Origin of the sequence: Streptomyces sp. NPDC050448, assembly GCF_040655295.1 — a bacterium.
GTDB lineage: Bacteria > Actinomycetota > Actinomycetes > Streptomycetales > Streptomycetaceae > Streptomyces.
Window position 1 is genome coordinate 100,077 of record NZ_JBFAJR010000015.1, and the last position, 21,865, is coordinate 121,941.

Consider the following 21,865-nt stretch of genomic DNA (forward strand, 5'->3'; position numbering starts at 1 on the left):
AGCGGGCGGTGCCGGTGGACTCGGCAGCAGTGCGAGCCCACCGGCACGCCGCCGGCACGAGGAAGGCGCCGCCCACAGGAGGTGGAGCCCTCGGTGCCTCGGCCCCGCAGGGAACTGGCCACCGGCGGGTGACGCTCGCGCCCGGCGAGGTCACGGAGATCGCCTTCAGCCTGCCGATGTCGGCCTTCGGGCTCTGGGACGTGGCGCAGGGGCGTCAGCGGGTGGCAACGGGCCCCTACGAGATGCTCGTCGGAGCGTCCAGCGGGGACATCCGCCTCGCCCGGGGGCAGGACGACTCGCCGGCGAACGGGCTGCCCTCGACGGAGAACTCGCGCCCGGCTCCCGTCTGCCTCTCCTTCGCCGCCGATGTCTCCCAGGGCCGCACGGCGCTGCAACGGCTCCAGGTACGCCGGCTGCTAGCGGGCCGGCAGGCGGCCGGGGTCGGCGATGATCTGTCGGACGGTCGACCATGCCGCACCCAGCACCGGTCCGCGCCGGCCCAGGGCGGAGGGGCGTACCGCCTCCGGGGTCCAGGGCCGGACGGTGATCCGGGCGGCGAGTTCGGCGCGGACGGCCGGGAGGAGCCAGTCGGCGAGTTCGGCGTAGGCGCCGCCCAGAACGAGGCCGTCCGGGTCGATCAGGTTCACCGCGGAGGTGAGGGCGAGGCCCAGGGCCCGTCCTGCACGGTCCAGGGCGCGCAGGGTCGCCGCGTCCCCGGCGCCTGCCCGCTCGGCCAACAGGGCCACCGGGTCGCCGACGTGCGCGAGCCCGGCCTCGCGCAGCACGGCCGCTTCGCCCGCGTACTGCTCCAGGCAGCCGCGTGCCCCGCAGGCGCAGCGGGCGCCCTCCGGGTGGACGGGCAGGTGGCCGAGTTCCCCCGCGAATCCGCGGGCGCCGCGGAACAACTGCCCGCCGACGACCAGTGCGGCACCGATTCCGGCCTCGGCGGAGACGTGCACGAAGGTCCCGGTGGGGTCTCCCTGGTGCCACTGCTCGGCCAGCGCCCCGAGGTTGGCCTCGTTCTCCGGCTCGGGCACGGTGGCGGGGTCGGGCCAGTGGTCGGCGGGGCGGACTGCTTGCCAGCCGAGGTTGGGGGCGTGTCCGACCAGCCCGCCCGGCTCGTTCGGCACCACCCCCGGCACGGCCAGGACGCGGCCCGCGACGCGCAGCCCGAGGGCGGCGGCCTCGGCCTCCGCCTCAGCGCCCAGCGCGGCGGCCTCCGCCAGTACCTGCCCGGCCGGCCGGCCCGCGTTGGCCCGCTCCACCCGGCGCCACACCCGGGGTTCACCGCGCAGGTCCACGACGCACGCGGCGAGATGGGTGACGCCGATCTCCAGGCCGAGGCCCGCGGGACCCCGGTCGTTCAGGGCCAGCGCCCGCCCGGGGCGGCCGACGCGGCCGCTGGGCGCGGTCTCCGTCTCGGTCAGCGCGCCGCGGCCGATGAGCTCGTCGACCATGGAGGAGACGGCCGGCCTGGTCAGGCCCGTGTGCCCGGCGACGTCCGCACGGGAGAGCGGACCGTGCGCGGCGACCGCGCCGATCACCACCGCGAGGTTCTGCCGACGCATGCCCTGCTGCGAGGCGGGCACGGCATCCACGCCCCCGCTCGCCCTGCCGATCCCCGCCATTGGGCCGACCTTCCTATCGCTTCGCCGGCGGGAGCTCCTGCAAGGCCCGCGCCCGCCGCAGCGTACTGGTGATCCGTTCGAGCGTGTCGTCGTCGCGGGGTACGGGGTCCAGGACCCGGCCCCCGGCGGTCCGCCAGCGCCGGGCGACGGCGTCGGCGGGCTCACCGGTGAGCAGTGCGGCGGCCTGGGCGGCGGCCCCGAGCGCGACCAGTTCCCGGGCCTCGGGCACCTGGACCGCTCGGCCGGACAACCGCAGCACGGTCCGCTGCCAGGCCCTGCCGCGGGCTCCGCCGCCGATCAACAGCAGTGGTTCGTCGGGGGCGGGGCTCTCGCCTCCGGCACGCAGTACGTCGTCCAGGGCCACGAGAAGGGCGTGGGCGGCGCCGTCGTAGGCGGCCTGGAGCAGCCGGCCCGGCGTGGTGTCGTGGCGCAGGCCGTGGACCAGGCCGGAAGCGCCCGGGAGGTCCGGCGTGCGCTCGCCGTCCAGGTAGGGAAGGACCACCACCGTGCCGCCCGCCTCGACGTCCTCGCGGCCGCGTCCGACGAGGGCGGCGAAGCGGTCGACGGCGAGGGTGCAGTTGAGCGTGCAGGCGAGCGGCAGCCAGCCGCCGAGGGCATCGGCGAAGCCGGCGACGGTCCCGCTCGGGTCGGCCGGCCGGGTCCGGCCGACGGCGTAGACGGTGCCGGAGGTACCGAGGCTCAGCACGGGACGTCCGGGGGTCAGGCCCAGCCCGAGGGCGGCGGCCATGTTGTCACCGGTCCCGGTGGCCACCAGCGCGCCTTCGCGCAGTGGCATCCCGGCCCGTACGGTGCCCGCGAGGGCGCCCGGCGGGAGGACTTGTGGCAGCAGCCCGGGGTCGAGGCCGATCCGGCCGAGGACGTCCTGGTCGTAGCCGTCCGGGCCCCACCAGCCGGTTCCCGACGCGTCACCGCGGTCCGTCACCGCCTCGCCGGTCAGCCGCTCCGTCAGGAAGTCGTGGGGAAGCCGGACGGCCGCGACGCGGTCGGCCGCGGCACGCTCGTTCGCGTGCAGCCAGGCCCACTTGGCGGCCGTGAAGGCGGCCGTCGGGACGCTGCCGGTGCGGCGCGCGAGCTCTGCCGGGCCGAACGCGGCTCCGAGTTCGGCGGCCTGCGGGGCGGAGCGGACGTCGTTCCACAGCAGCGCCGGGCGCACCGGCCGGCCTGCCGCGTCGAGGGTGACCAGGCCGTGCTGCTGGCCGGCGATCGAGCAGGCGGTTGCGCGATCCGCCCAGCCGGTGCCCGCCGTGGCCTCGCCGAGCGCCCGCCACCACTGTTCGGGGTCGCTCTCGCGTCCGGCGCCGGCGCTTACGGCGTGCGAGGCGAGGCCCTCGCCCAGGACGGCGCCGGTTTCCAGGTCGACGGCGACGGCCTTGGTGGACTGGGTCGAGCTGTCGACACCGATCACGACACGCTGAGCAGACATGCGTTCCTCCGGTGGGGTTCCTTCTGGCGTCTCGGCATACTAATTTGTTTTTCGTCATTACAAATAGCCCTCGGCCTGATCCGGAGCGCCTCATGACCAGCGACCCGCTCGTCCCCACCCCCGCGCACAGGTTCACCTTCGGCCTGTGGACCGTCGGCTGGCAGGGGCGGGACCCCTTCGGCGACGCCACCCGGCCCGCCCTCGATCCCGTCGAGAGCGTGGAGCGGCTGGCCGAGCTCGGCGCCTACGGCGTCACGTTCCACGACGACGACCTGATCCCCTTCGGCGCCGGCGACGCCGCCCGCGAGCAGGCGGTCAAGCGCTTCCGCACCGCACTCGACACGGCCGGGCTGAAGGTGCCGATGGCCACGACGAACCTCTTCACCCACCCGGTGTTCAAGGACGGCGCCTTCACCACCAACGACCGGGACGTGCGCCGGTACGCGCTGCGCAAGACGATCCGCAACATCGACCTGGCCGTGGAACTCGGCGCCTCGGTCTACGTCGCCTGGGGCGGCCGCGAAGGCGCGGAGTCCGGCGCGGCCAAGGACGTGCGCACCGCCCTCGACCGGCTGAAGGAGGCCTTCAACCTGCTGGGCGAGTACGTCGAGAACCAGGGTTACGACCTGCGCTTCGCGATCGAACCCAAGCCCAACGAGCCGCGCGGCGACATCCTGCTGCCCACCATCGGCCACGCCCTGGCGTTCATCAACGAGCTGGACCGGCCAGACCGGGTCGGCCTCAATCCGGAGGTCGGCCACGAGCAGATGGCCGGACTGAACTTCCCGCACGGCATCGCCCAGGCCCTGTGGCACGGCAAGCTGTTCCACATCGACCTCAACGGCCAGACGGGCATCAAGTACGACCAGGACCTGCGCTTCGGCGCGGGCGACCTGCGCCAGGCCTTCTGGCTGGTCGACCTGCTGGAGTCGGCGGGCTACGACGGCCCCCGCCACTTCGACTTCAAGCCGCCGCGCACCGAGGACTCCGCCGGCGTCTGGGCCTCGGCGGCCGCCTGCATGCGCAACTACCTGCTCCTGGCGGAGCGTTCCCGCGCCTTCCGGTCCGATCCGGCGGTCCAGGCCGCGCTCGCCGCCTCCCGACTGCCCGAGCTCGCCCTGCCCACCGCCGAGGACGGCCTGGCCGGGCTGCTGGCCGACCGGTCCGCCTTCGACGAGTTCGACGTCGATGCCGCCGCCCGCCGCGGCATGGCCTTCGAGCAGCTGGACCAGCTCGCCCTCGAACACCTCCTCGGCGCCCGCTGAGCCGATGCGCGCAAGAGCCGGGCCGCGACGATCCACGGCCCGGCTCCGCCACTCCCCAGGGGGCAGTCCGGGGTGGTCATGGGCGGTATCTCGCGGGTCGGTCGGGCTCCTCGGTCTCGGGGGCGGGGCTCAGTGCGCGGGCGGCCAAGCGGTCTGCGCGATCCTCGCCGCGTACGTACCTGCCGTTGCTCTACAACATCGCCGACGACCACCCACCGCCGATCAACGCGCTTCCACGCCCTCTGCGCCCTCTGCGCCGCCGCCGCATGAACCTCACAAGATCACCAACAGAGTCACGGCACTGCGAAGTGCGCCCTACGCGTCGCGGCTGCGGCCGGTCAACAACCGCGCCTTGTAGGCGGCGGTGAGGGCGACGAATCGGGTGTTGCCCACTGCGTAGCGCAGGAACATGCGGCGTGGTTCCTGGATCAGCCGGTGGAACCATTCGAGGCCGGCCCGCCGCATCCACCGTGGTGCCCTGCTGCGCAGTCCAGCCACCACGTCGAAGGATCCGCCGACGCCGACCACCAGGGCGCAGCCCAGGTCCTTCTGCGTCCGCGCCAGGAAGTACTCCTTGCGCGGACTCGGCACGGCGAGGAAAAGGATGTCCGGACGGGCTTCGCGGACGGCCGCCACCACCTGGGGCTCCTGGGTCTCGTCCCAGTAGCCGTCCCGGTACCCGACGACGTCGACACCCTGGTCGGCGGCGATACGCGCGGCCTTCTGGACCACGCTGGTTTCGGCGCCCAGCAGGTACACGCGGTATCCGTGGCGCGCGGCGCTGCGCCACAGAGCCAGCATGAAGTCGATGCCCGCCACCCGCTCGGGCAGCGGGCTGCCGAGGAGGCGGCCCGCCCAGACGACCGACTGCCCGTCGGCATTGACGAGCGAGCAGGAGCGGATGATCCGGGCCAGGTCCGGGTCGTCGTGGGCCTGGACGATCTTGGCGGCGTTCAGCACGACGTGCTGGTGGGGGCCGCCGTCCGCGATCAGTGCCTCGGCGGCCGCCACCGACTCCTCCAGGGTGAGCGGGTGGACGGGCAGTCCGCACACGGTTACGGGCGGGCGGGGGCCCGTCGGCCTTGTCGACCCGTCGTGTTCCAGCGGTTCGGGTGTGGACACGCTGTTTCTCCGTTCGCCCCCCATACCACCACTCAGAAATTCGTGTCCCGCCAGATCCGTGAGAACGCGTCCCTGACCGTGTCCGGATCGTAGAGCGGGCGGAGTTCTTTCCAGGCCTTCTGTTGCCGATGCCGGACACCGTCGATGTCGGCCATGCACAGCGTCAGGAAATCGGTGACCGATTCGACGGTGCTGTCGATCTGCTCCACACAGCCCCGGCTGAACAGTTCCGCGCTGCCGGGCGACCTAGTCGCGGCCACGGCGCAGCCCACCTGAAGGCCTTCGAGCAGCACGAAGGGAAGGCCTTCCGCCCATCGAGCGGGCAGGACGAAGACATCGACCCCGGACCAGAACGAATGAACCTCGTCCGGTGCCAGTACACCGAGGTCCTCGTCCACGCACGACATGTGATGAGGTGGCACGTCACTGCGTATTCCCGCGACCGAGAACTCCACGAGGGCGCCTGTTCGTTTCAATCCGGCCACCGCATCGCAGAGGATGTCGAATCCTTTACTTCTGTGCATCGACCCCAACCAGCCGACGCGCAAGCGTCCACTGGAATCCGATGGACGGGGCGAGGCGGCGCCCGTGGGTGCGGGATTTCTCACCACATGCACGGATGCGAATCGGCAACCGGACGCCCTGATATCTTCCGCCACGTCCTCACTGAGTACCAGCCAATGACTGCCCCCGAGCGCCTTTCTCAAAAACGCATTCGAGCGAAGTCGCGCGGGAAGCTGAGAACCGTGGAGATGCATCACGGGGGTGCAGCGGAATGCCCTGGCGAGCATGGTGATGATGACGTCGCGCAGGAGCGGCAGGCCCCACTGGGAGATCGGGAGATAGATCGCGCTCGGTGACATCACCGTCAGCACACGGGCACAACGCACAACGGCGGCCACCGTCGCGGCCGCCCCGGCCGACCAAGTCGCCTTGAACTTCATGGATCCGGTGCGGTCGGCGGAAAGCGAGACGACCGCGACGACCCGGCAGCACGACTCCACGACCGGTGTGAAGAATTCCGCGGCTCGCCCCATTCCACCCAGGCTCGCGCTGTGCCTCAAAACCAGGACCGTCGGCCATGAAGTCGTGGAAGGACTTCTCTTGCGGATCGGGAACACTGTCCTTCTCCTGTGCATCAGCAGTGGCGCCTGCGGTGAAACGCGGAGTTTCGGAATGATGACGCTCACCCTCTGCCCCTCGCGGTCATCCTCGCCGGAGGGCGGTTCTTCGGTAAAGACCTCCCTATGAGATCACCCGTCCCGTGAGCAGTCCAGGACGACACGGAGTTGCTGCACTGTCCATTTATTCACAAAAATCACCGACCGAATCTGCCGGGGAATCGTGACCGTGATCCGCCGAGTTCGGACTGCCCGCGTGGTAGGACAGAGCGGGACGACAGAAGGAGACGTCATGGGCGCGTTGGGTGTGGACTCCGCACTGCTCTGGCTTTTGTTTTCCGCCGCCTGTGTCGGCGTCCTGCTCCTCGTGTCCGTATTTCGGAGGGTGGCGGTCTGGTTGCTGTGGGGAGCAGCTCTGGCACCTTTGTTCCTGTTCGGCAGGGACTATGCGACGGTAGGTCTCGATCCGGTGTACCTTCTGGATGTCCTGGTCGTACTCGCGCTCCTTGCCGGTTCTCCGGTCTGGGCTTCACGAGCCCTTTCGGAGTCTCGCCTGCGGGGATACCGCATGTGCGCCATTCTGCTGGCCGTCGCCGCGACCCAGGCGGTAGTCCGTGGTGTGGCACAGGGCTATCCGGGCGCGATGAAGGGCTGCATCCTGGGGCTGTATCCCCTTTTCGCCTGGGCCGCCGCGACATGGTTTCTCACGCAGCCCGTCGAGGAGTTCCTCCGGAGGAGATGGATCCTGTACCTGCCGACCGCGGGTGCGCTTCTGATGATGGTGCTGGGCCGGTTGGTCATGCCCGCCGCCGTGGGGCTGTACCTGGCGATCGCCGGAGCCTTCGGCATGGTCCTGCGCAAGAGAGGGGACAGTCGGCTGCTTCTGTGGACGCTGATCGGGTCCGCCTGCCTCACGGCGGCAGCCGACAAGCGCGGACCCCTGCTCGCGGTGGGTGCGGCGATTGCCGCGACGACGCTGGCCAGCCGGGCGTGTCGCCGTAGGACGGTCCAATGGCCCGCGCTGACCTGGAGTTTCCTCATCGTGGGGCTGGTGGCTGTGCTCAGTGTGTCGATGGCGCACCGGCAGTCTTCGGACCTGCCTGTCGTCGGGGGGCTGGTGAGCCGGATGCAAGCAAGTGAGAACGATGCCGACAGCGAAGCGGCCAACAATGTGGAACTGCGCTACGTCATGTGGCGCACGGCACTTGATGTCGCACGGTCCGAGCCACTCCTCGGCGCCGGAGCGGGCCGCCCGATCGAGGTCGTGTTCCAGGGTGCGGAGCTCGACAAGTCCGCGTCGGGCCCCCACAACTCCTTCGTCGGGTACGTCTACTACCTGGGCTGGCTGGCGGGCACCGCGTTCGCGCTGCTGATCGTGGCGACGTTGTGGCGCACGTGGCGGGCGCGGTCCCATCCTGTCGCGTCCGCCTGGTTCGGGGCGACGGTCGGTGTCTGCTGTATCGCCTTCACGAACGTCGCCTTCGAGACCACGTACATCGGTCTGCCGTCGTGGCTGGTCGTGGCGTGTGCCTTCGCCCTCGTCGGTGTTCCGCGTGCCGCAGTGCCGGCCGGGGACACCGGCTCGGCGCCCCCTCACACGGCAGAGCAGCCCGGGCATCGCCCTTACTCCGGCGCTCTCCGGCACCGGGCCGTCGGTCGCCACCGCCCATCGGTCCTGGCACTGGTGACCGGTGCTCACCCCGGATGCCGACCCGCCGTCGCGCGCGGAGGACCGGCGCTCCGCTGTCCACTTGGCCCTTGAGGAGTATCCGATGCACGAAACGCAAACCCAGGGCTTGCGGTCCCCCGGTCCGCCCGGGGGCGCCGTCGAGCGCGCCGGGACTCGGCTCGCCCCGCGGAGACTTCTCTCTGGAGACCCGTGCCGGGCGAGGATGCCGGATCTGCCTTTCCCGTCCGGTCGTTCGCCTTTGTCGTCGGATGCGGAGAGCCGCGCCATGTGTGCGACGTCCGGCGGGCGCGACGTGAGGTCCTCGGCGGTCGTCCGGGACCTCAGTCGTGGATACGCATGTGCTCGGCGGCGCGTCCGGTCCGAGAGTCCGGACGGCCCATGACGCGGAAGGGGACGGCAGGCGTCTGCGCGTCGCGCGTCCCGGCGTCGCTCCGCGGAGAGGCCTCGCTGGCTCTTCTCGGCGTGGTGGGCGGAGCGATCACCGCGCTTCTGGGGTCACTCCTGGTGGCGCGGCTGCTCGCGCCGACCGAGCGGGGCCACTACGCGTCCATCGTGGTGTTCACGACTCTTGCCCTGACGTGTCTTGAGATGGGCGGTGAGGTGGGGGTCCTCAGAGGCCTCGCGGACGTGCGGAAGGAAGGGACGTCTTTCGCTGCCGGTTACCTCGTCTGGACGCTCCTGGCCACCGCGTCGGTGGCCGGCGCCGCGCTCGCGGTGGGCGGTTGGACGCCCCCCTGGTTGCAGCCGTCGTGGCTTCTTCCGCTCTGTGTCACCGCCGCCGTCTACGGCGGACTGATGTTCAGGCTGACGACCGGGATGTTGGTGAGCAGCGGTTGGCTGCGTCGGTTGATCGTGGCACGGACCCTCGGGAACTGCGGACCGGTCCTCGGCTGTCTGCTCTGCGTTCCCCTCGGGCTCACGACGGCTCTGGATGTGGCCACGGTGTCGTTCGCCGCGCAGGCGGTGGTGAACTCCTTCCTCCTCCTCCGCCTCTCATGTTCCGGAAGACCGCTGCTGCCGTCCGCCCGGCACGGACGGGGGAGGGCGGCGTGGCACCGGAACATGTCTCTCGTCTGGTGCCGGGGGAACGTTGATCTCCATGTCCTCAACGGGTCCACCTACGTCCTGCAGCGTTCCGACCAGATGGCGCTCTCCGTCATCGGGGCGGACAGGACCCTCGGGATCTACGCCATCGCCACCAATGTCTCCGAGGTCGTCAGCTATCTCCCCGCGGCGCTCTTTCCTCTCGTCTCGCGGGGGCGGCCGGGCCACCCGGTCGAGTTGCGCAGGATCCTGGTGCTGCTCGCCGTCTGCGTCGGAGCCTTCACCCCGTTGGCCTACTTCGCCCTGCCCCTTCTCTACGGTGAGGCCTACCGGGCCGCGCAGCCCGCGGTCCTCCTCCTGGTACCGGCCACGGCTGTCCTGGCGGTGGGGCGCCTCTTCCAGGGCGTTGAGCTTCGTGACGCCGGACGACGCAGGCACTTGGCGGTGATCGCCGTGGCAGCCGCGGCGACCGAGTTCGCCGCCGTGTCCCTGTTCGGCGGGGCGGGGCCTGCGGCAGCCGCCCTCGCCTGCGCGGCAGGTTACGCCGTCTTCACCGTGTGGATTGCGCTGTCCCGCACGACGACGCCGTCCCGGGGCGCACGGCCTGCGAGGGACACCGTGCCGGTGCAGGGCGGTGTGCCGGCCAGGGACGTGGTCGACGGCCGGAAGGACTGAGCGCGGTGTCCATGCGCCGGAGCGGGTCGGGCCACTCAGTTCCGGGGGCGGCCCAGCAACTCAACGAAGGGCGCATCGGGCCGGCAGGCGGCGAAGTTGTACCCCCGGGTCGGTTCGACCTTCACCGCGGCGATCTCACGGATGGTCAGCGGGCGGGGGCTGCCCGGTGACATGACCACCATCCCCATGTCCAGGAGATGACGGCTGACCTTGCAGGTGGGGTCCAGGCCGTGGTCCTCGAACAGGAAGACGACATCGCGTTCGGCGAGGGTCGCCTTCGCGCCTTCGACCGCCGGGATCTCCGCGCCTTCCACATCCAGCTTGACCACGACGGGTCCGGTCAGTCCGGCGCAGTGGCGTCGTACGAGCGTGTCGATGGTCACCGATGCGACGTCGAACGACCGCCAGCCGTTCCGGCCCGCATCCGCGTCTCTCTCGCACACGGACGCCGCCGCGTGGCACAGGTGGTGGCTGACAATGGAGAGCGAGGCGTCGTCCTGCCCCCAGAGGGCGGCGTGGACGGCTTCGACTCCCCCGCCGTTCAGGGCGATGTTGTCCGTCAGCCGGTGGAAGGTCTCCGGGCTCGCCTCCACCGCCACGACGCGTCGGGCCCGGTGGCGGGTCAGCACCGACCAGAAGCCGATGTTGGCGCCGCAGTCCAGGAAGATCGTCTCGGGTGTGAGCACCCTGTCGAGCATGTCCCTGATCTCCGGCTCATAGGCGAAACCGGGATCCATCAGTTTCACCCAATAACCGTCATCGAGGTACACGCACAGTCGTGAGCCCTCGCCGATATGGACGGTGACCCGGTTGTCCCTGTCGAAGTGCTTGGACAACATCCATGTCAGGCGCTGGACACACCGATGGCCGACCGGCCTGGCGGCTCGCGCCAGCAGTTGAACGGCGGCTGCCTGGAGACGGGCCCCCGCGCCCCCGTGAACCGTCACCTTGCGCGATCTCACGCGGTCCGTACAGTATTCCGTCTTCTTGCTTGCGTCGTTTTCGCAGCTATCGGCCTCAGTGCGACTCATACGCGAAACGTATCCGCGGGCGGGATCGTGGCCACGGAGATGAGCAGACGCACGCATTCGATTCACGCTTTCGGCGGGAAAAGCCGATTTCATTACAGCAGCGAGCCCATCACAGTGATACTCCTCGCCGCATCAAGTAAAGCCCCACGCCAAGCGGCCGGTCGTCAAACGCAACCTTGCGGCCAGGGTTAAAGTGACCACCGCTGATGCGGACGACGAGTGTTCAAGTCGCTTCACCTCCCGAAGGGGCAGCCCCACCTATGCCAGTCAAGAGTTATCGGACACTTCACGGAATCCGTGGTGTTGCGGCCCTGTGTATCGTCGTCCTGCACTCCCCGCGGCTGTTCGGATCGGCGCCGGTCTTCCTGGCACTGGCTGTCGATCTTTTCTTCGCACTGAGTGGCTTTGTGCTGGCCCATGCCTACGAGGATCGTCTCCGTCGCGGGATGACCCCTCTGGCGTTCCTGCGTCAGCGCTGGGCGCGGCTGTACCCGCTCTATGGCGTGGGATTTCTCTTGGGTGTCGCGCATGCAGTATTGTGCATTAAATATAATTCACCCACGGAACATTGGAGTTGGGGAGAGCTGTCCATCACTCTTCCGTTTGCGGCGTTCATGATTCCCGCGCCGGTGGTTCAGGGGCTGTTCCCTCTCAATGGGCCGATGTGGTCTATCTTCTTCGAGCTGCTCGCGAACCTTCTTTGGGTTGTTTTCTGGCGCCCGCTGCAATCCGTTAAGATTCTTTTCGGTACCGTTCTGGTGTGCGGTGGACTTTATGCCTGTGCCTTGATGTACGTCGAAGCCCCGGCGCTGGGCCTTACTTGGACAACCTTTCCCGGGGGGCTGGCGCGGGTGTGCTACTCCTTCGGCGCGGGCCTGCTGGTCCACCGCCTCAAGGGCAAGCTGCGCACGCCGAAGACTCCACCGTTGATGCTGATGGGCGCGCTGCCGGTCATGGCGCTCTTCAGCCCCGGTCCGATCGTGCAACTGCTGTCTGTACTGCTGGTGTTTCCGCTCATTGTCCTGCTCGGCGCGAGTAACGAGCCGAGGGCTGCCACCCAGGGCATCTACGAATCATTGGGCAAGGCGTCCTACGGCGTGTACGTACTGCACCGCCCGCTGGCAGCCCTTCTGTATGCGGCCGTCCTGCAGTTCGCCGGATGGCGGCTCGAAGCCATTGCCCCATGGGGCGGACTGCTCTTCCTGGCCGGGCTGGTAGCAGGAGGCCTCGTCCTTACGGACGTGTTCGAAACACCGGCACGACGGTGGCTGACTCGCCGTCTGACCAGAAAGAGCGAGGAGCCACTGCGCATCCCGGTCTGCGATGGTCTGCCACGTGATCGCGTCGGGGAGGACTGCCCGACAGCCGCACAGACGCAGGCTTCGGAACGTTCCATGTGAAGGACGCCTCACAGCGGCCGCCCCACACTGCCCGGCGCTGGGCCGGCGGCGGAGGTGCTCGTTCGCGATCCTTGCCAAGGCTGGGGCCGCGGCCCGCAGCCGCCGGACCGCGCCCCCCGGGCCGTGACGCTGAGCCGCCGACCGTTCCCCCTGCGCCTCGCGGGCCCGAAGGGGAACGATGCGCCATGACTCGGTCCTGTCAGGGAGACGAGCCTCCAGCGGGCGCGGAGGGGTTCCGCGCGGGTCCGTCTCCTGAGCGCAGACGCCGCTCAGCCGCGGTTTCGCGCGAAGAGCCCGAAGGTGGTGGCCGGACCGAAACGTTCCCCCAGGGCCTGCAGCGCTCCTGATTGAGTCGACCAGTAACGCTGCACCTCCACATCGTGAAAGGCCGGTTCCAGGAGTTTCTGCAGGGCCACCTCGTCCACTCCTTGCCGGACGACGTGGTACTCCGACATATCCGCCTCGTTCGTCTCGTCGTAGTGACCGCGCAGTCGGCGCACCCTGGTGGCCAGGCCGCGGCGCAGTTCGCCCTGACCGAGCCTCCACAGGAGATAGGCGCCACGATCCAGGTTCATGGAGAGTCCTGACCGGCGCGGGTACCACAGTGGGTCCTGGGCGCTGAAGAAACCGCCGCCGGGGGCGATCCGCTGAATGAGATGTCCGACGGCACCCAAGTAGTCTGGGATGTGGTGCAGTACGGAAATGCACACCACGGCGTCGACCGGCTCCGAGCGGAAGATCTCCTTGCCTTCGAAGTCATGAACGACGGTGACGTTCGGATTGTTGCGGAAGCGCTGTCGGAGGACCGCCGCGCTGGGGGCGCTCATTTCCGTCACATCGACCCTTGCCCCGGCCGCCACCAGATGGTCGGTAAAGGTTCCGTGCCCAGCGCCGACCTCGAGGACCCGGCACTGGCCGTTCCGTTCGATGACCTCGCCCACGAGAGTATGCACGCCCGAGATCACGCGCTCGCGGACGCTGTGATGCCGGATATGTGGAGAGCCGTTCGCATAATCATGCCCATCGCCATGGGCCCGTTCTTGAAGTTGCCCAATGGTGGGCCTGCTCAAGGTTTCTGTCATGCCGGGACACTATTCCGGTAGTCGCCTTCACGGCCCGTCCCCCCGTGCTCGGGAAACGTAATTCACACATCCGGCCGTAACATGCGTCCGCCGGCACGGCGTGCTTGTCAGGCGATGAGTGTCCTTCAGGTCCATTCTGTTAGGTGCCTCCCGAGTTTTCGCTGTACCGCAGTCGACCGGTTCGCCTGTGGCGTCCTCCGAAAGGAAAATCTCCCGGTGTTTTCCACCGTCTGCGTCGTCGGCCTCGGCTACATCGGCCTGCCCACCGCCGCCGCGCTCGCCACGAACGGGATCGACGTCATCGGCGTCGACGTCAACCCGACCACCGTCGAACTCATCAACGCCGGCCGCGCCCCCTTCGTCGAACCGGATCTGGCGGTGGCCGTCAGCGGCGCCGTGGCCATGGGGAGGCTGCGCGCGACGGGCACACCCGAGCCCGCGGACGCCTTCATCATCGCCGTCCCCACCCCGCTTCAGGAGGACCACACGGCGGACCTGTCGTACGTGCGCAGTGCCGCGGCGGCGGTGGCGACCGTACTCAAGGCGGGTGACCTCGTCATCCTCGAGTCCACCTCACCCCCCGGCACCACCGTGGAGCTGTCCCGGTGGCTGGGCAAGCACCGCCCCGACCTGACGTTCCCCCACGAAGAGGGCGACGCGCCCGACGTGCGGGTGGCCCACTGCCCCGAACGCGTCCTGCCGGGCCGGACGATGATCGAGATCGTGACGAACGACCGTGTCGTCGGCGGCGTGGGGGTGGGCTGCGCCGAACGGGCCCGCGCCCTCTACGAGGTGTTCACAAAGGGGGAGTGCCTGCTCGCCGACGCCACCACGGCGGAGATGGCCAAGCTCGGCGAAAACGCCTTCCGGGACGTCAACATCGCCTTCGCCAACGAGCTGTCCATGGTCTGCGACCACCTCGGCATCGACGCGGGCGATGTCATCGCACTGGCCAACCGTCACCCCCGCGTCGACATCCTGCGTCCGGGGCCGGGTGTCGGCGGCCACTGCATCGCCGTGGACCCCTGGTTCATCGTCGGCACGGCGCCCCGGCAGTCGCGTCTCATCCGGCTCGCCCGCGAGGTCAACGACGAGCGGCCCGACTACGTGCTCGGCGAGGTCGTCCGGACAGCCGGCCGGTTCAAGGACCCCGCGATCGCCTGCCTCGGCCTGGCCTTCAAGGCGAACATCGACGACCTCCGCGAAAGCCCCGCCCTGCACATCGTCACGCAACTGGCCGAGCGGCAGGTCGGCCGTCTGCTCGTCGCGGAGCCGCACATCAGGGAACTGCCGGACTCACTGGCACGCACGGGCCGGGCCGAACTCGTCGACGTCACCACCGCCGTGCGGGACGCGGACGTCGTCGTGCTACTCGTGGACCACGACTCCTTCCGCGGCGTCCACCGGACCGCCCTGCGCGGGAAGGCCGTGTTCGACACCCGCGGCTTCTGGCGCTGACGCGGCGCCGCCCGCGGGGTCCGGCGCGGCGGCGCCGAACTCCGCGGGGCGCCCGCACAGCCCCATCCAGTGCCCGATCGCCCGTACGGTACGGTCCGCGGCCCGCCCGTCGCCGTACGGGTTGACGGCCTTCGCCATCGCGGCGTACGCCTCCCGGTCGTGCAGGAGCCGGTGCACCTCCTTCACGATGTGCTCACGGTCGGTGCCCACCAGCAGGGACGTGCCCGCCCGCAGGGCCTCGGGACGTTCCGTGATGTCCCGCATCACCAGCACGGGCTTGCCGAGGCCTGGCCCCTCCTCCTGGATGCCTCCGCTGTCGGTCAGGATGAGGTGCGCGCGGTTCATCAGCCGGGCGAACGCCCCGTAGGGCAGCGGTTCCGTCAAGCGGATGTTGCCGATGTGGGCGACCCGGGGCAGGATCGCCGCCCGCACGACCGGATTGGGGTGCAGCGGGAGCACGACGAGGAGGTCGGGCTCGGTACGGGCCAGATCGGCGAGGGCACCGCCGATGGACTCCATTCCGCTTCCCCACGACTCCCGGCGATGGGCCGTCACCAGCAGGACCCGGCGGGTGGTGTCGTCGAGGTCGGCCAGGCCCGGGTCCCCGTAGTGCGTCGCGCGTTCGACCGCCCAGCGCAGGGCGTCGATGACCGTGTTCCCGGTGACCACGACGGACGACGGGAGGACGCCGTCGCGGAGCAGGTTGTCCCGCGCGTGCCGGGTGGGCGCCAGGTGGAGGGACGCCAGCTGGGTCGCGAGCCGGCGGTTGATCTCCTCGGGGAAGGGCGCGTACCGGTCGTCGGTGCGCAGTCCCGCCTCCAGATGGACCACGGGGACCTGGCTGTAGAAGGCGGCGAGGGCCCCGGCGAACGCGGTCGTGGTGTCCCCCTGGACCAGCACCGCGTCCGGGCGCTCGCACCGCAGCAGGGGAGACAGCCCCTCGATGACGCGCACGGTGATGTCGGCGAGGGACTGGCGCTCGCTGAGGATGTCCAGGTCGTGGTCGGCGCGGATGCCGAACAACGCGTGCACCTGGTCGAGCAGGCCGCGGTGCTGGGCGGTCACCGTCACCGTGGGCCGGAACATCGGGGATCGGTCGAGTGCCTCGATGACGGGGGCCATCTTGATGGCCTCCGGTCTCGTTCCGTAGACGACCATCAATCGCTTCACCCGGGTCTCCTTTCGAGCGGCGCCGGACCGTTGCCGGGTCAGCCCCCACCGGTGGCCGTATCGCCCGGAGCGTAAGAAGTGCGCACGTTCTCCGAGCACCAGCGAATCGGTATTCCGTGACAATGCCCGCCATGCCGGTGGCAAGTTCACCCGGCCGTATGGACATGTTCGTCCGTCTGGTCCGTTCCGCGGGAGAACCGCACCCACCGGTGAACTGCCCCCCTACAGTGCGCCGTGGGCCGCGATCCCCTCCCCGAAAAGGCAGGAAATGAAAACAGTGCTCCTGTCCCCGCGCACCGGTTCCATCACGGTGGGAGAAATTCCCGCCCCCGAAACAGCCGCCGGGATGGTGGTGATCCGCAACGACTGGTCGCTCATCAGCGCGGGTACGGAGCGGGCCACCGTCTCGACCGGCGCGCAGAGCCTGCTCGGCAAGGCGCGGCAGCGGCCCGAGCAGGTGGCGCAGGTGATCGACAGCCTGAAGCGGACGGGCCTCGCCGACACCTACCGGACGGTCCAGGACCGCCTGGACCGTCCGGTGCAGCTCGGATACTCCTGCGCGGGCACGGTCCTGCGGACGGGCGAAGGGGTCGACGACATCCGCCCCGGGATGCGGGTCGCCGCAGCCGGGGCCCGCTACGCCTCGCACGCGGAGATCGTCGCGGTACCCCGCAACCTCGTGGTTCCCGTGCCGGACGGCGTGGACACCCAGTGGGCCGCCTTCGCCACGGTCGGCGCGATCGCGCTGCAGGGAATCCATCAGGCCGAGGCGGTGCCGGGCTCCCGGATCGCCGTCATCGGCCTCGGCCTGGTCGGTCAGATCACGCTCCACCTGCTGCGCGCCTACGGGTATGACGGGCTCGGCATCGACCCCGACCCCGCCATGGTGGCGCTCGCCGAGTCGGCGGGTCTGGTGGCCTTCCCCCGTGGCACGGACGGCCTGTCCGGCGCTGTCTCCCGGCACTGGGCAGGCGCCGGTGCGGACGCGGTGCTCATCACCGCCGCGACGTCCAGCTCCGACCCCGTCGAGTTCGCCGGCCGTCTCGCCCGTGACCGCGCCACCGTGGTGGTCGTCGGTGACGTCGGCGTCGCGCCGCCACGGTCGTCGTACTACCACAAGGAACTGTCGATCCGTTATGCGCGGTCCTACGGCCCCGGCCGGTACGACCCCCGCTTCGAAGAGGGCGGCCACCCCTACCCCGAGGGCTATGTCCCGTGGACGGAACGGCGCAACCTCGCCGAGGTGCTCCGGATGCTGGCGACGGGCACGGTGGACCTCGCCCAGCTGCAGCCGCGGGTCTTCCCCGTCGAGCAGGCGGCCGACGCGTACGAGGCGCTGAAGCCGTCACCCGGCGGCCGCAGCGTCGCCCTGCTGCTGCGCTACGCCGGAACCGCGCAGCTCCCGCCCCGGCCGGCCCCGGAGGCGGGCCCCCGCGCATGGACCTCTCCGCGGGGCACACTGCGGGTCGCGGCGATCGGGGCGGGCAACTTCGCGACGAGGACGCTCTTCCCCCAGCTGGAACGGGAGTCCGGCGTCACGTTCTCCTGGGTCGCCGGCGGGCGGGGACTGTCCGCCGCGCACCAGGGCCGGCGGTGGGGTTTCCGCACCGTCGCGGAGAGCGTCGAGACCGGCCTGGCCTCGGGCGAGGCGGACTGCGTGATGGTGCTCAGCCGCCACGACAGCCACGGCGGGTACGCGGCGCGGGTGCTGCGCGGTGGCGCCGCCCTGTACTGCGAGAAGCCCCTGGGTCTCAGGGAGACGGAACTGGAGGACATCGCGGACGCATGGCTGGTCTCCGGCGCCCCGGCGATGGCCGGGTTCAACCGGCGGTTCGCCCCCGCGGTGCGGGACCTTCGCGCCGCGCTCCCAGGGAACATGCCCCTCCAGGTGGTTTACCGGGTGTTCGCGGGCCGGCTCCCGGCCGACCACTGGTACTTCGATCCCCGGCAGGGCGGCCGGCTGCTCGGCGAGGTGTGCCACTTCATCGACACCGCGGGCTTCCTCGTCCCGGGGAGGCCGGTCGGAGTGCGGGCCGTCGGTGCGGACGCGAGGGACCCGGCCGCCGCACAGAACGTCACCCTCCTTCTCACCTACGACGACGGGTCGGCCGCCTCCATCGTGTACGGGGGGCTGACCCCGCCCGGCGCACCCAAGGAACTCCTGGAAGTGGCCACCGACGGGGTGGCGGCCAGGATCGACGACTTCGGCTCGCTCACCGTGTGGAAGGGGGGCCGGGCGGTCACGACGAAGTACCGTGGCGCGCCCAAGGGCCACGCGGACGAGATGCGCGCCCTCGTCCGGCTCGTCCGGAACGAGCCCCTTGACGAGGAGACCGCTGCCGCCGCCGGCTTCGCCCCGGCGCTGTGGAGTTCCCTCGTCGCCTGCCGCGCAGCCCGTTCGCTCACGGAGGACCGCGTCGTGGAGTGCGCCCCCGCCACACCGGCGCTGGCCAGGGCACTGGGGTGCCCGTCGCCCGGTCCCGACGCCGCGGCCGCCGTGCCGAGGCCGGGCGGACAGGCGGCCCGCCCCGGCGGTGGTTCCGCTTCGACCACGGCGGCGCTCTGATGTGCGGTTTCGTGGTCCTGCTGAACCGGACCGCGTGGCATCGGCCGCCGGCGCACCGGGACCCGTGCGCGGCGCTCGCGCACCGCGGCCCCGACGCGAGCGGGCACCTGGATCTGGACGGCGGTAACTGGCACGCTGCGCTGCACTTCCGCCGTCTGGCCGTCGTGGACCTCGACCCGAGGAGCGACCAGCCCTTCGGCTCCCCGGAGCGGGGCGTGATGCTCTACAACGGCGAGATCTACAACGCTCCGTACCTGCGCGAGGTGCTGCGGAAGCGGCACGTGACCTTAAGAACCGAGGGCGACACCGAGGTCCTCTACGAATTGCTGCTGCAGCCGGACGCGCCGCGGCTGCTCGACGAGGCGGACGGCATGTTCGCCTTCGCCCTCGTCCTGCCCGACGGCGAGGTGCGCTACGGGCGGGACCGACTGGGCGTCAAACCGCTGTACGCGGCCTCGGACGCGGCGGGCCGCCTGGTCGCGCTCGCGAGTGAGATCGAACCGCTGCGGGCAGCCGGGCTGACCGGCGACGCGGACCCGGTCGCGGTGGCGCAGGGCGCCATGTTCCTGTGGACGCCGCCGCCGCGGACCGGCTGGCAGCGCGTTCGTGCCGTCACGGCCGGGACGGTGCTGTCCCGGCGCGCTCCCCGCTATGACGAGGCGTCACCCTGGTGGCGGGCCGGTGCCGCCCAGCCCGCCGCGGACATCGGTGCCGCGGTCCGCGCGTCGGTCGCCCGGCAGGTGCGCGCGGACGTGACGGTGGGGCTGCTGCTCAGCGGAGGGCTGGACAGCACCTGGCTGGGCGTGGAGATGAGCAGGGAGGGCTTCGCCGGGCCCGCCTTCGCCGCCAGAGCGCGCTCCGCGACGGCCGCCGCGGAGCCGTTCGAGGACGACGCCCCCTACGCCGCCCGGGTCGCCCGACAGCTGGGCCTGCCACTGACGTGGGTCGACCTGGACGTCGACGTGCTGCGCCGGATCCCGGAGCTGGTCACCACCATGGAGCTCCCCTTCGGGGACCCGGCCGCCGTCGCCCTCATACAGCTCTCCGGCGCCGCACGCGGTGAAGCGACCGTGCTGCTGTCGGGGCTCGGGGTCGAGGAGCTGTTCCTCGGATACGAGCGCTACCAGGCCGTGCTCCTGCTGCAACAGCTCCCCGTGTGGGCGCGCCTCACCCTCGGCGCCACCGCCTTCGTCCCCGCACCCCGGCGCTACCGGGGCCGTGCGGACAAGTTCGGGCGGCTGCTCCAGCTCGGCCCCCGCGACTGGTCGTGGGCGACGCAGTCGTACTACTCCGGGCGGGAGTGGGCGGCGCTGTCGCCGCTCGTCGGGCTGGAGGCGGTCACCGAGCGGCATCGCGAGGTGGCGGGCGCCGTGCTGGACGCGGGCGGGACGCCCCTCGCGGCGCTGGCGGAGTGCGACCGGCGGCTGTTCCTGCCGGGGCTGAACCTGCTGTACGGCGACCGCGCGTCGATGCGGGCGAGTGTGGAGCTGCGGGTGCCGTTCCTGGGCGAGTCGGTGGTGGCCGCCGCCCTCGGCGCCGTCGCGGAGGAGCAGCTGCGGCTGGGCGACGGCAAGGCGCGCTTTCGCGCGGCCGCGGTGGCGTCTGGTGTGCCGGAGTTCGTCGCCCGGCGCCCCAAGACGGGCTTCGGGGCGCCGGTACGGTCGCTGCTGCGCGAGCACGGTGACCGTCTGTGGAGAGAGGTACGGCGCTCCCCGCTCTTCGACGACGTCTTCGACCGGCGGACCGCCGACCGCCTCGTCGCCGAACACGTCCGGGGCCAGCGTGACCGGGGGCTCGCCGTGTTCGGGCTGTTCTGCGCGGCCGTGTGGTGGGAGCGGAACGCGGCGGGAGGCGCGGGGCGGACCGCGGACGTCTTGGCGGGCTACGAGGCGGCCGTCGTCGGCTGAGCGGCCGGGGCGGCGGGGTGCCGGCCGTCCGGCAGGACGGCGTGGAGGGCGGTCAGCGCGTCCAGAAGGGGAGCGGCGCTCCATCGGGGCGACTCCCACAGTGCCCTGTTCCCCTGCCAGCCCTTGGCCCGCGCGTCCGTGCCGAGACCGGGATAGCGGTCCGCGACGGCTGCCAGCACGGACAGAGCGAAGTCAGCCTGGACGAAACCGTGATGGGCCACCCACGCCGCCATCCGTACCGCTGTCGCGTCGTTGTTCGGGTCCCGTCTGCTCCGGCCGTCCGCGAAGTAGCGGGGCAGAGGGCCGTCGAACAGGTGCCGCAGGTAGTGGTCCACCCCCCGTTCGAGAGGGCGCCGGACGTCGATGCCGAGCAGCGTTCCCGCCTGTTCGAGGCGCAGCAGCACGTACCCGGTGTGGAAGCCGTCCACCCAGCCCAGCCGCGGGCCCCGTCCGTACGGCCACGAACCGTCGGGGCGCTGACCGTCCAGGCTCACCTCGACCGCACCGCGGGCGGCGTCGACCAGGCGGTCCGCCAGTCCGCCGGGCAGCGTCCCGGTGCGGGCCAGGCGGGCGGCGAGCGCGGCACCCATGAGGTTGGCGTTGTGGACGAGGACGTCGCCGGCCGGTGTGTAGGTGAAGAACTCGCCGTTGTGCAGGTGTTCCAGGAGCCCGTGGGCGAGCGACCGTACTGCCTCGTCGCCGAGCGTTCCGGTGTCCAGACAGCCGTCCGCGCAGAAGGTGGTGGCCACGAGGTTGGGGACGGTGGCGGGGTAGTACGCCCAGCGGGTCTGCACGTCGAACTCGTAGCGCCACAGCCCGGCGTAGCGCCCGGACAGCTGCTCGGCGGCCGCCAACCCGCCCAGCCGGAGGGCGCGCTCCCGCCACACGGGGGAGGCCGAGAGCCGGGCGCAGGCGCCGGCCGCGGTTGCGGCGGCCGTCGCGGTGCGCAGCGGGCGGATGCCCAGGACCGGACGCAGGTCGATCCGGCTGCGTTTGACGGCCTGCAGGAGCGCCTGCCGAAGCACACGGTGCACGGCCAGCCGTCCCAGCGGGCCGGTCAGCCCGTCGTACGGGTCCGGGCCCGCCCAGTCGCGGGCGTCGGCCCACCGGAAGAGCCGGTCTGCCAGGGCGAGGATGTCCGTGGCCTCGCGGGGCGAGCCGAGGCGGTCCCCGGCGGCGTGGTGGTCCGGGCCGAAGCGGTCTCGGGGTGAGTGGTCGGTGGGGGTTCCGGGCGGCATGGGCCCTCCAGGAGGATCGCCGGT

General features: G+C 71.0%; 15 protein-coding genes and 1 pseudogene. 8 read left to right on the forward strand and 8 right to left on the reverse strand.

Features of this window, described 5'->3' with window-relative positions; all coding sequences use genetic code 11:
- Positions 1-81 precede the first annotated feature (81 nt).
- A pseudogene (locus AB0I68_RS19735) lies at positions 82-278 on the forward strand (fibronectin type III-like domain-contianing protein); the annotation flags it as partial.
- Between the two features lie 138 nt (positions 279-416).
- Here the strand turns inward: AB0I68_RS19735 and AB0I68_RS19740 are convergent.
- Both AB0I68_RS19740 and xylB read right to left on the reverse strand, forming a co-directional pair.
- Positions 417-1,628 carry an ROK family protein gene (locus AB0I68_RS19740; RefSeq protein ID WP_363178615.1) on the reverse strand — a complete coding sequence of 404 codons (1,212 nt, stop codon included), beginning with the start codon at positions 1,626-1,628 and terminating at the stop codon, positions 417-419.
- 13 nt (positions 1,629-1,641) lie between these two features.
- Entirely contained in the window at positions 1,642-3,072 is a 1,431-nt protein-coding gene (xylB, locus tag AB0I68_RS19745) for a xylulokinase (RefSeq protein ID WP_363178616.1), read from the reverse strand.
- A 92-nt stretch (positions 3,073-3,164) separates the two neighbouring features.
- Here xylB and xylA point away from each other — a divergent pair, with 92 nt between their 5' ends.
- Complete coding sequence (gene xylA / locus AB0I68_RS19750) at positions 3,165-4,337, forward strand: xylose isomerase (protein ID WP_363178617.1); 1,173 nt, start codon at positions 3,165-3,167, stop codon at positions 4,335-4,337.
- A 315-nt stretch (positions 4,338-4,652) separates the two neighbouring features.
- On the opposite strand, the gene AB0I68_RS19755 is transcribed toward xylA, so the two are convergent.
- Complete coding sequence (locus AB0I68_RS19755; RefSeq protein WP_363178618.1) at positions 4,653-5,459, reverse strand: WecB/TagA/CpsF family glycosyltransferase; 807 nt, start codon at positions 5,457-5,459, stop codon at positions 4,653-4,655.
- A 32-nt stretch (positions 5,460-5,491) separates the two neighbouring features.
- Positions 5,492-6,649, reverse strand: a complete 1,158-nt coding sequence (locus AB0I68_RS19760; RefSeq protein WP_363178619.1) for a glycosyltransferase family 4 protein — start codon at positions 6,647-6,649, stop codon at positions 5,492-5,494.
- Positions 6,650-6,872: 223 nt separating this feature from the next.
- On the opposite strand from AB0I68_RS19760, the gene AB0I68_RS19765 reads away from it, so the two are divergent.
- Positions 6,873-8,342, forward strand: a complete 1,470-nt coding sequence (locus tag AB0I68_RS19765) for an O-antigen ligase family protein (RefSeq protein ID WP_363178620.1) — start codon at positions 6,873-6,875, stop codon at positions 8,340-8,342.
- 306 nt (positions 8,343-8,648) lie between these two features.
- Positions 8,649-9,989: a hypothetical protein gene (locus AB0I68_RS19770; protein WP_363178621.1), complete on the forward strand. Its 1,341-nt coding sequence runs from the start codon at positions 8,649-8,651 to the stop codon at positions 9,987-9,989.
- 35 nt (positions 9,990-10,024) lie between these two features.
- Here the strand turns inward: AB0I68_RS19770 and AB0I68_RS19775 are convergent, their stop codons facing one another.
- Positions 10,025-10,828 (reverse strand): FkbM family methyltransferase, encoded by an 804-nt coding sequence (locus AB0I68_RS19775; protein WP_363178622.1) that lies wholly within the window; start codon positions 10,826-10,828, stop codon positions 10,025-10,027.
- Between the two features lie 452 nt (positions 10,829-11,280).
- Here AB0I68_RS19775 and AB0I68_RS19780 point away from each other — a divergent pair, with 452 nt between their 5' ends.
- Positions 11,281-12,420, forward strand: a complete 1,140-nt coding sequence (locus tag AB0I68_RS19780) for an acyltransferase (RefSeq protein ID WP_363178623.1) — start codon at positions 11,281-11,283, stop codon at positions 12,418-12,420.
- Positions 12,421-12,689: 269 nt separating this feature from the next.
- Here AB0I68_RS19780 and AB0I68_RS19785 read toward each other — a convergent pair whose 3' ends face one another.
- A complete protein-coding gene (locus AB0I68_RS19785) occupies positions 12,690-13,502 on the reverse strand; it encodes a class I SAM-dependent methyltransferase (protein WP_363178624.1) in 813 nt (270 codons plus the stop codon).
- A 216-nt stretch (positions 13,503-13,718) separates the two neighbouring features.
- Between AB0I68_RS19785 and wecC the strand changes: the two genes are divergently transcribed.
- Positions 13,719-14,960 carry a UDP-N-acetyl-D-mannosamine dehydrogenase gene (wecC, locus tag AB0I68_RS19790; protein WP_363178625.1) on the forward strand — a complete coding sequence of 414 codons (1,242 nt, stop codon included), beginning with the start codon at positions 13,719-13,721 and terminating at the stop codon, positions 14,958-14,960.
- Here the strand turns inward: wecC and wecB are convergent.
- Positions 14,871-16,130, reverse strand: a complete 1,260-nt coding sequence (gene wecB / locus AB0I68_RS19795) for a UDP-N-acetylglucosamine 2-epimerase (non-hydrolyzing) (protein WP_363178626.1) — start codon at positions 16,128-16,130, stop codon at positions 14,871-14,873. The genes wecC and wecB overlap by 90 nt on opposite strands.
- Positions 16,131-16,398: 268 nt before the next feature.
- Between wecB and AB0I68_RS19800 the strand changes: the two genes are divergently transcribed.
- The gene (locus AB0I68_RS19800; protein WP_363178627.1) at positions 16,399-18,696 is read left to right on the forward strand and encodes a bi-domain-containing oxidoreductase; all 2,298 of its coding nucleotides are present in this window, start codon (positions 16,399-16,401) and stop codon (positions 18,694-18,696) included.
- On the forward strand, positions 18,696-20,603 hold the full coding sequence (locus AB0I68_RS19805) for an asparagine synthase-related protein (protein WP_363178628.1): 1,908 nt from the start codon (positions 18,696-18,698) through the stop codon (positions 20,601-20,603). The genes AB0I68_RS19800 and AB0I68_RS19805 overlap by 1 nt, the downstream gene beginning before the upstream one ends.
- Here the strand turns inward: AB0I68_RS19805 and AB0I68_RS19810 are convergent.
- A complete protein-coding gene (locus tag AB0I68_RS19810) occupies positions 20,579-21,841 on the reverse strand; it encodes a hypothetical protein (RefSeq protein ID WP_363178629.1) in 1,263 nt (420 codons plus the stop codon). The genes AB0I68_RS19805 and AB0I68_RS19810 overlap by 25 nt on opposite strands.
- Between the last annotated feature and the right edge of the window lie 24 nt (positions 21,842-21,865).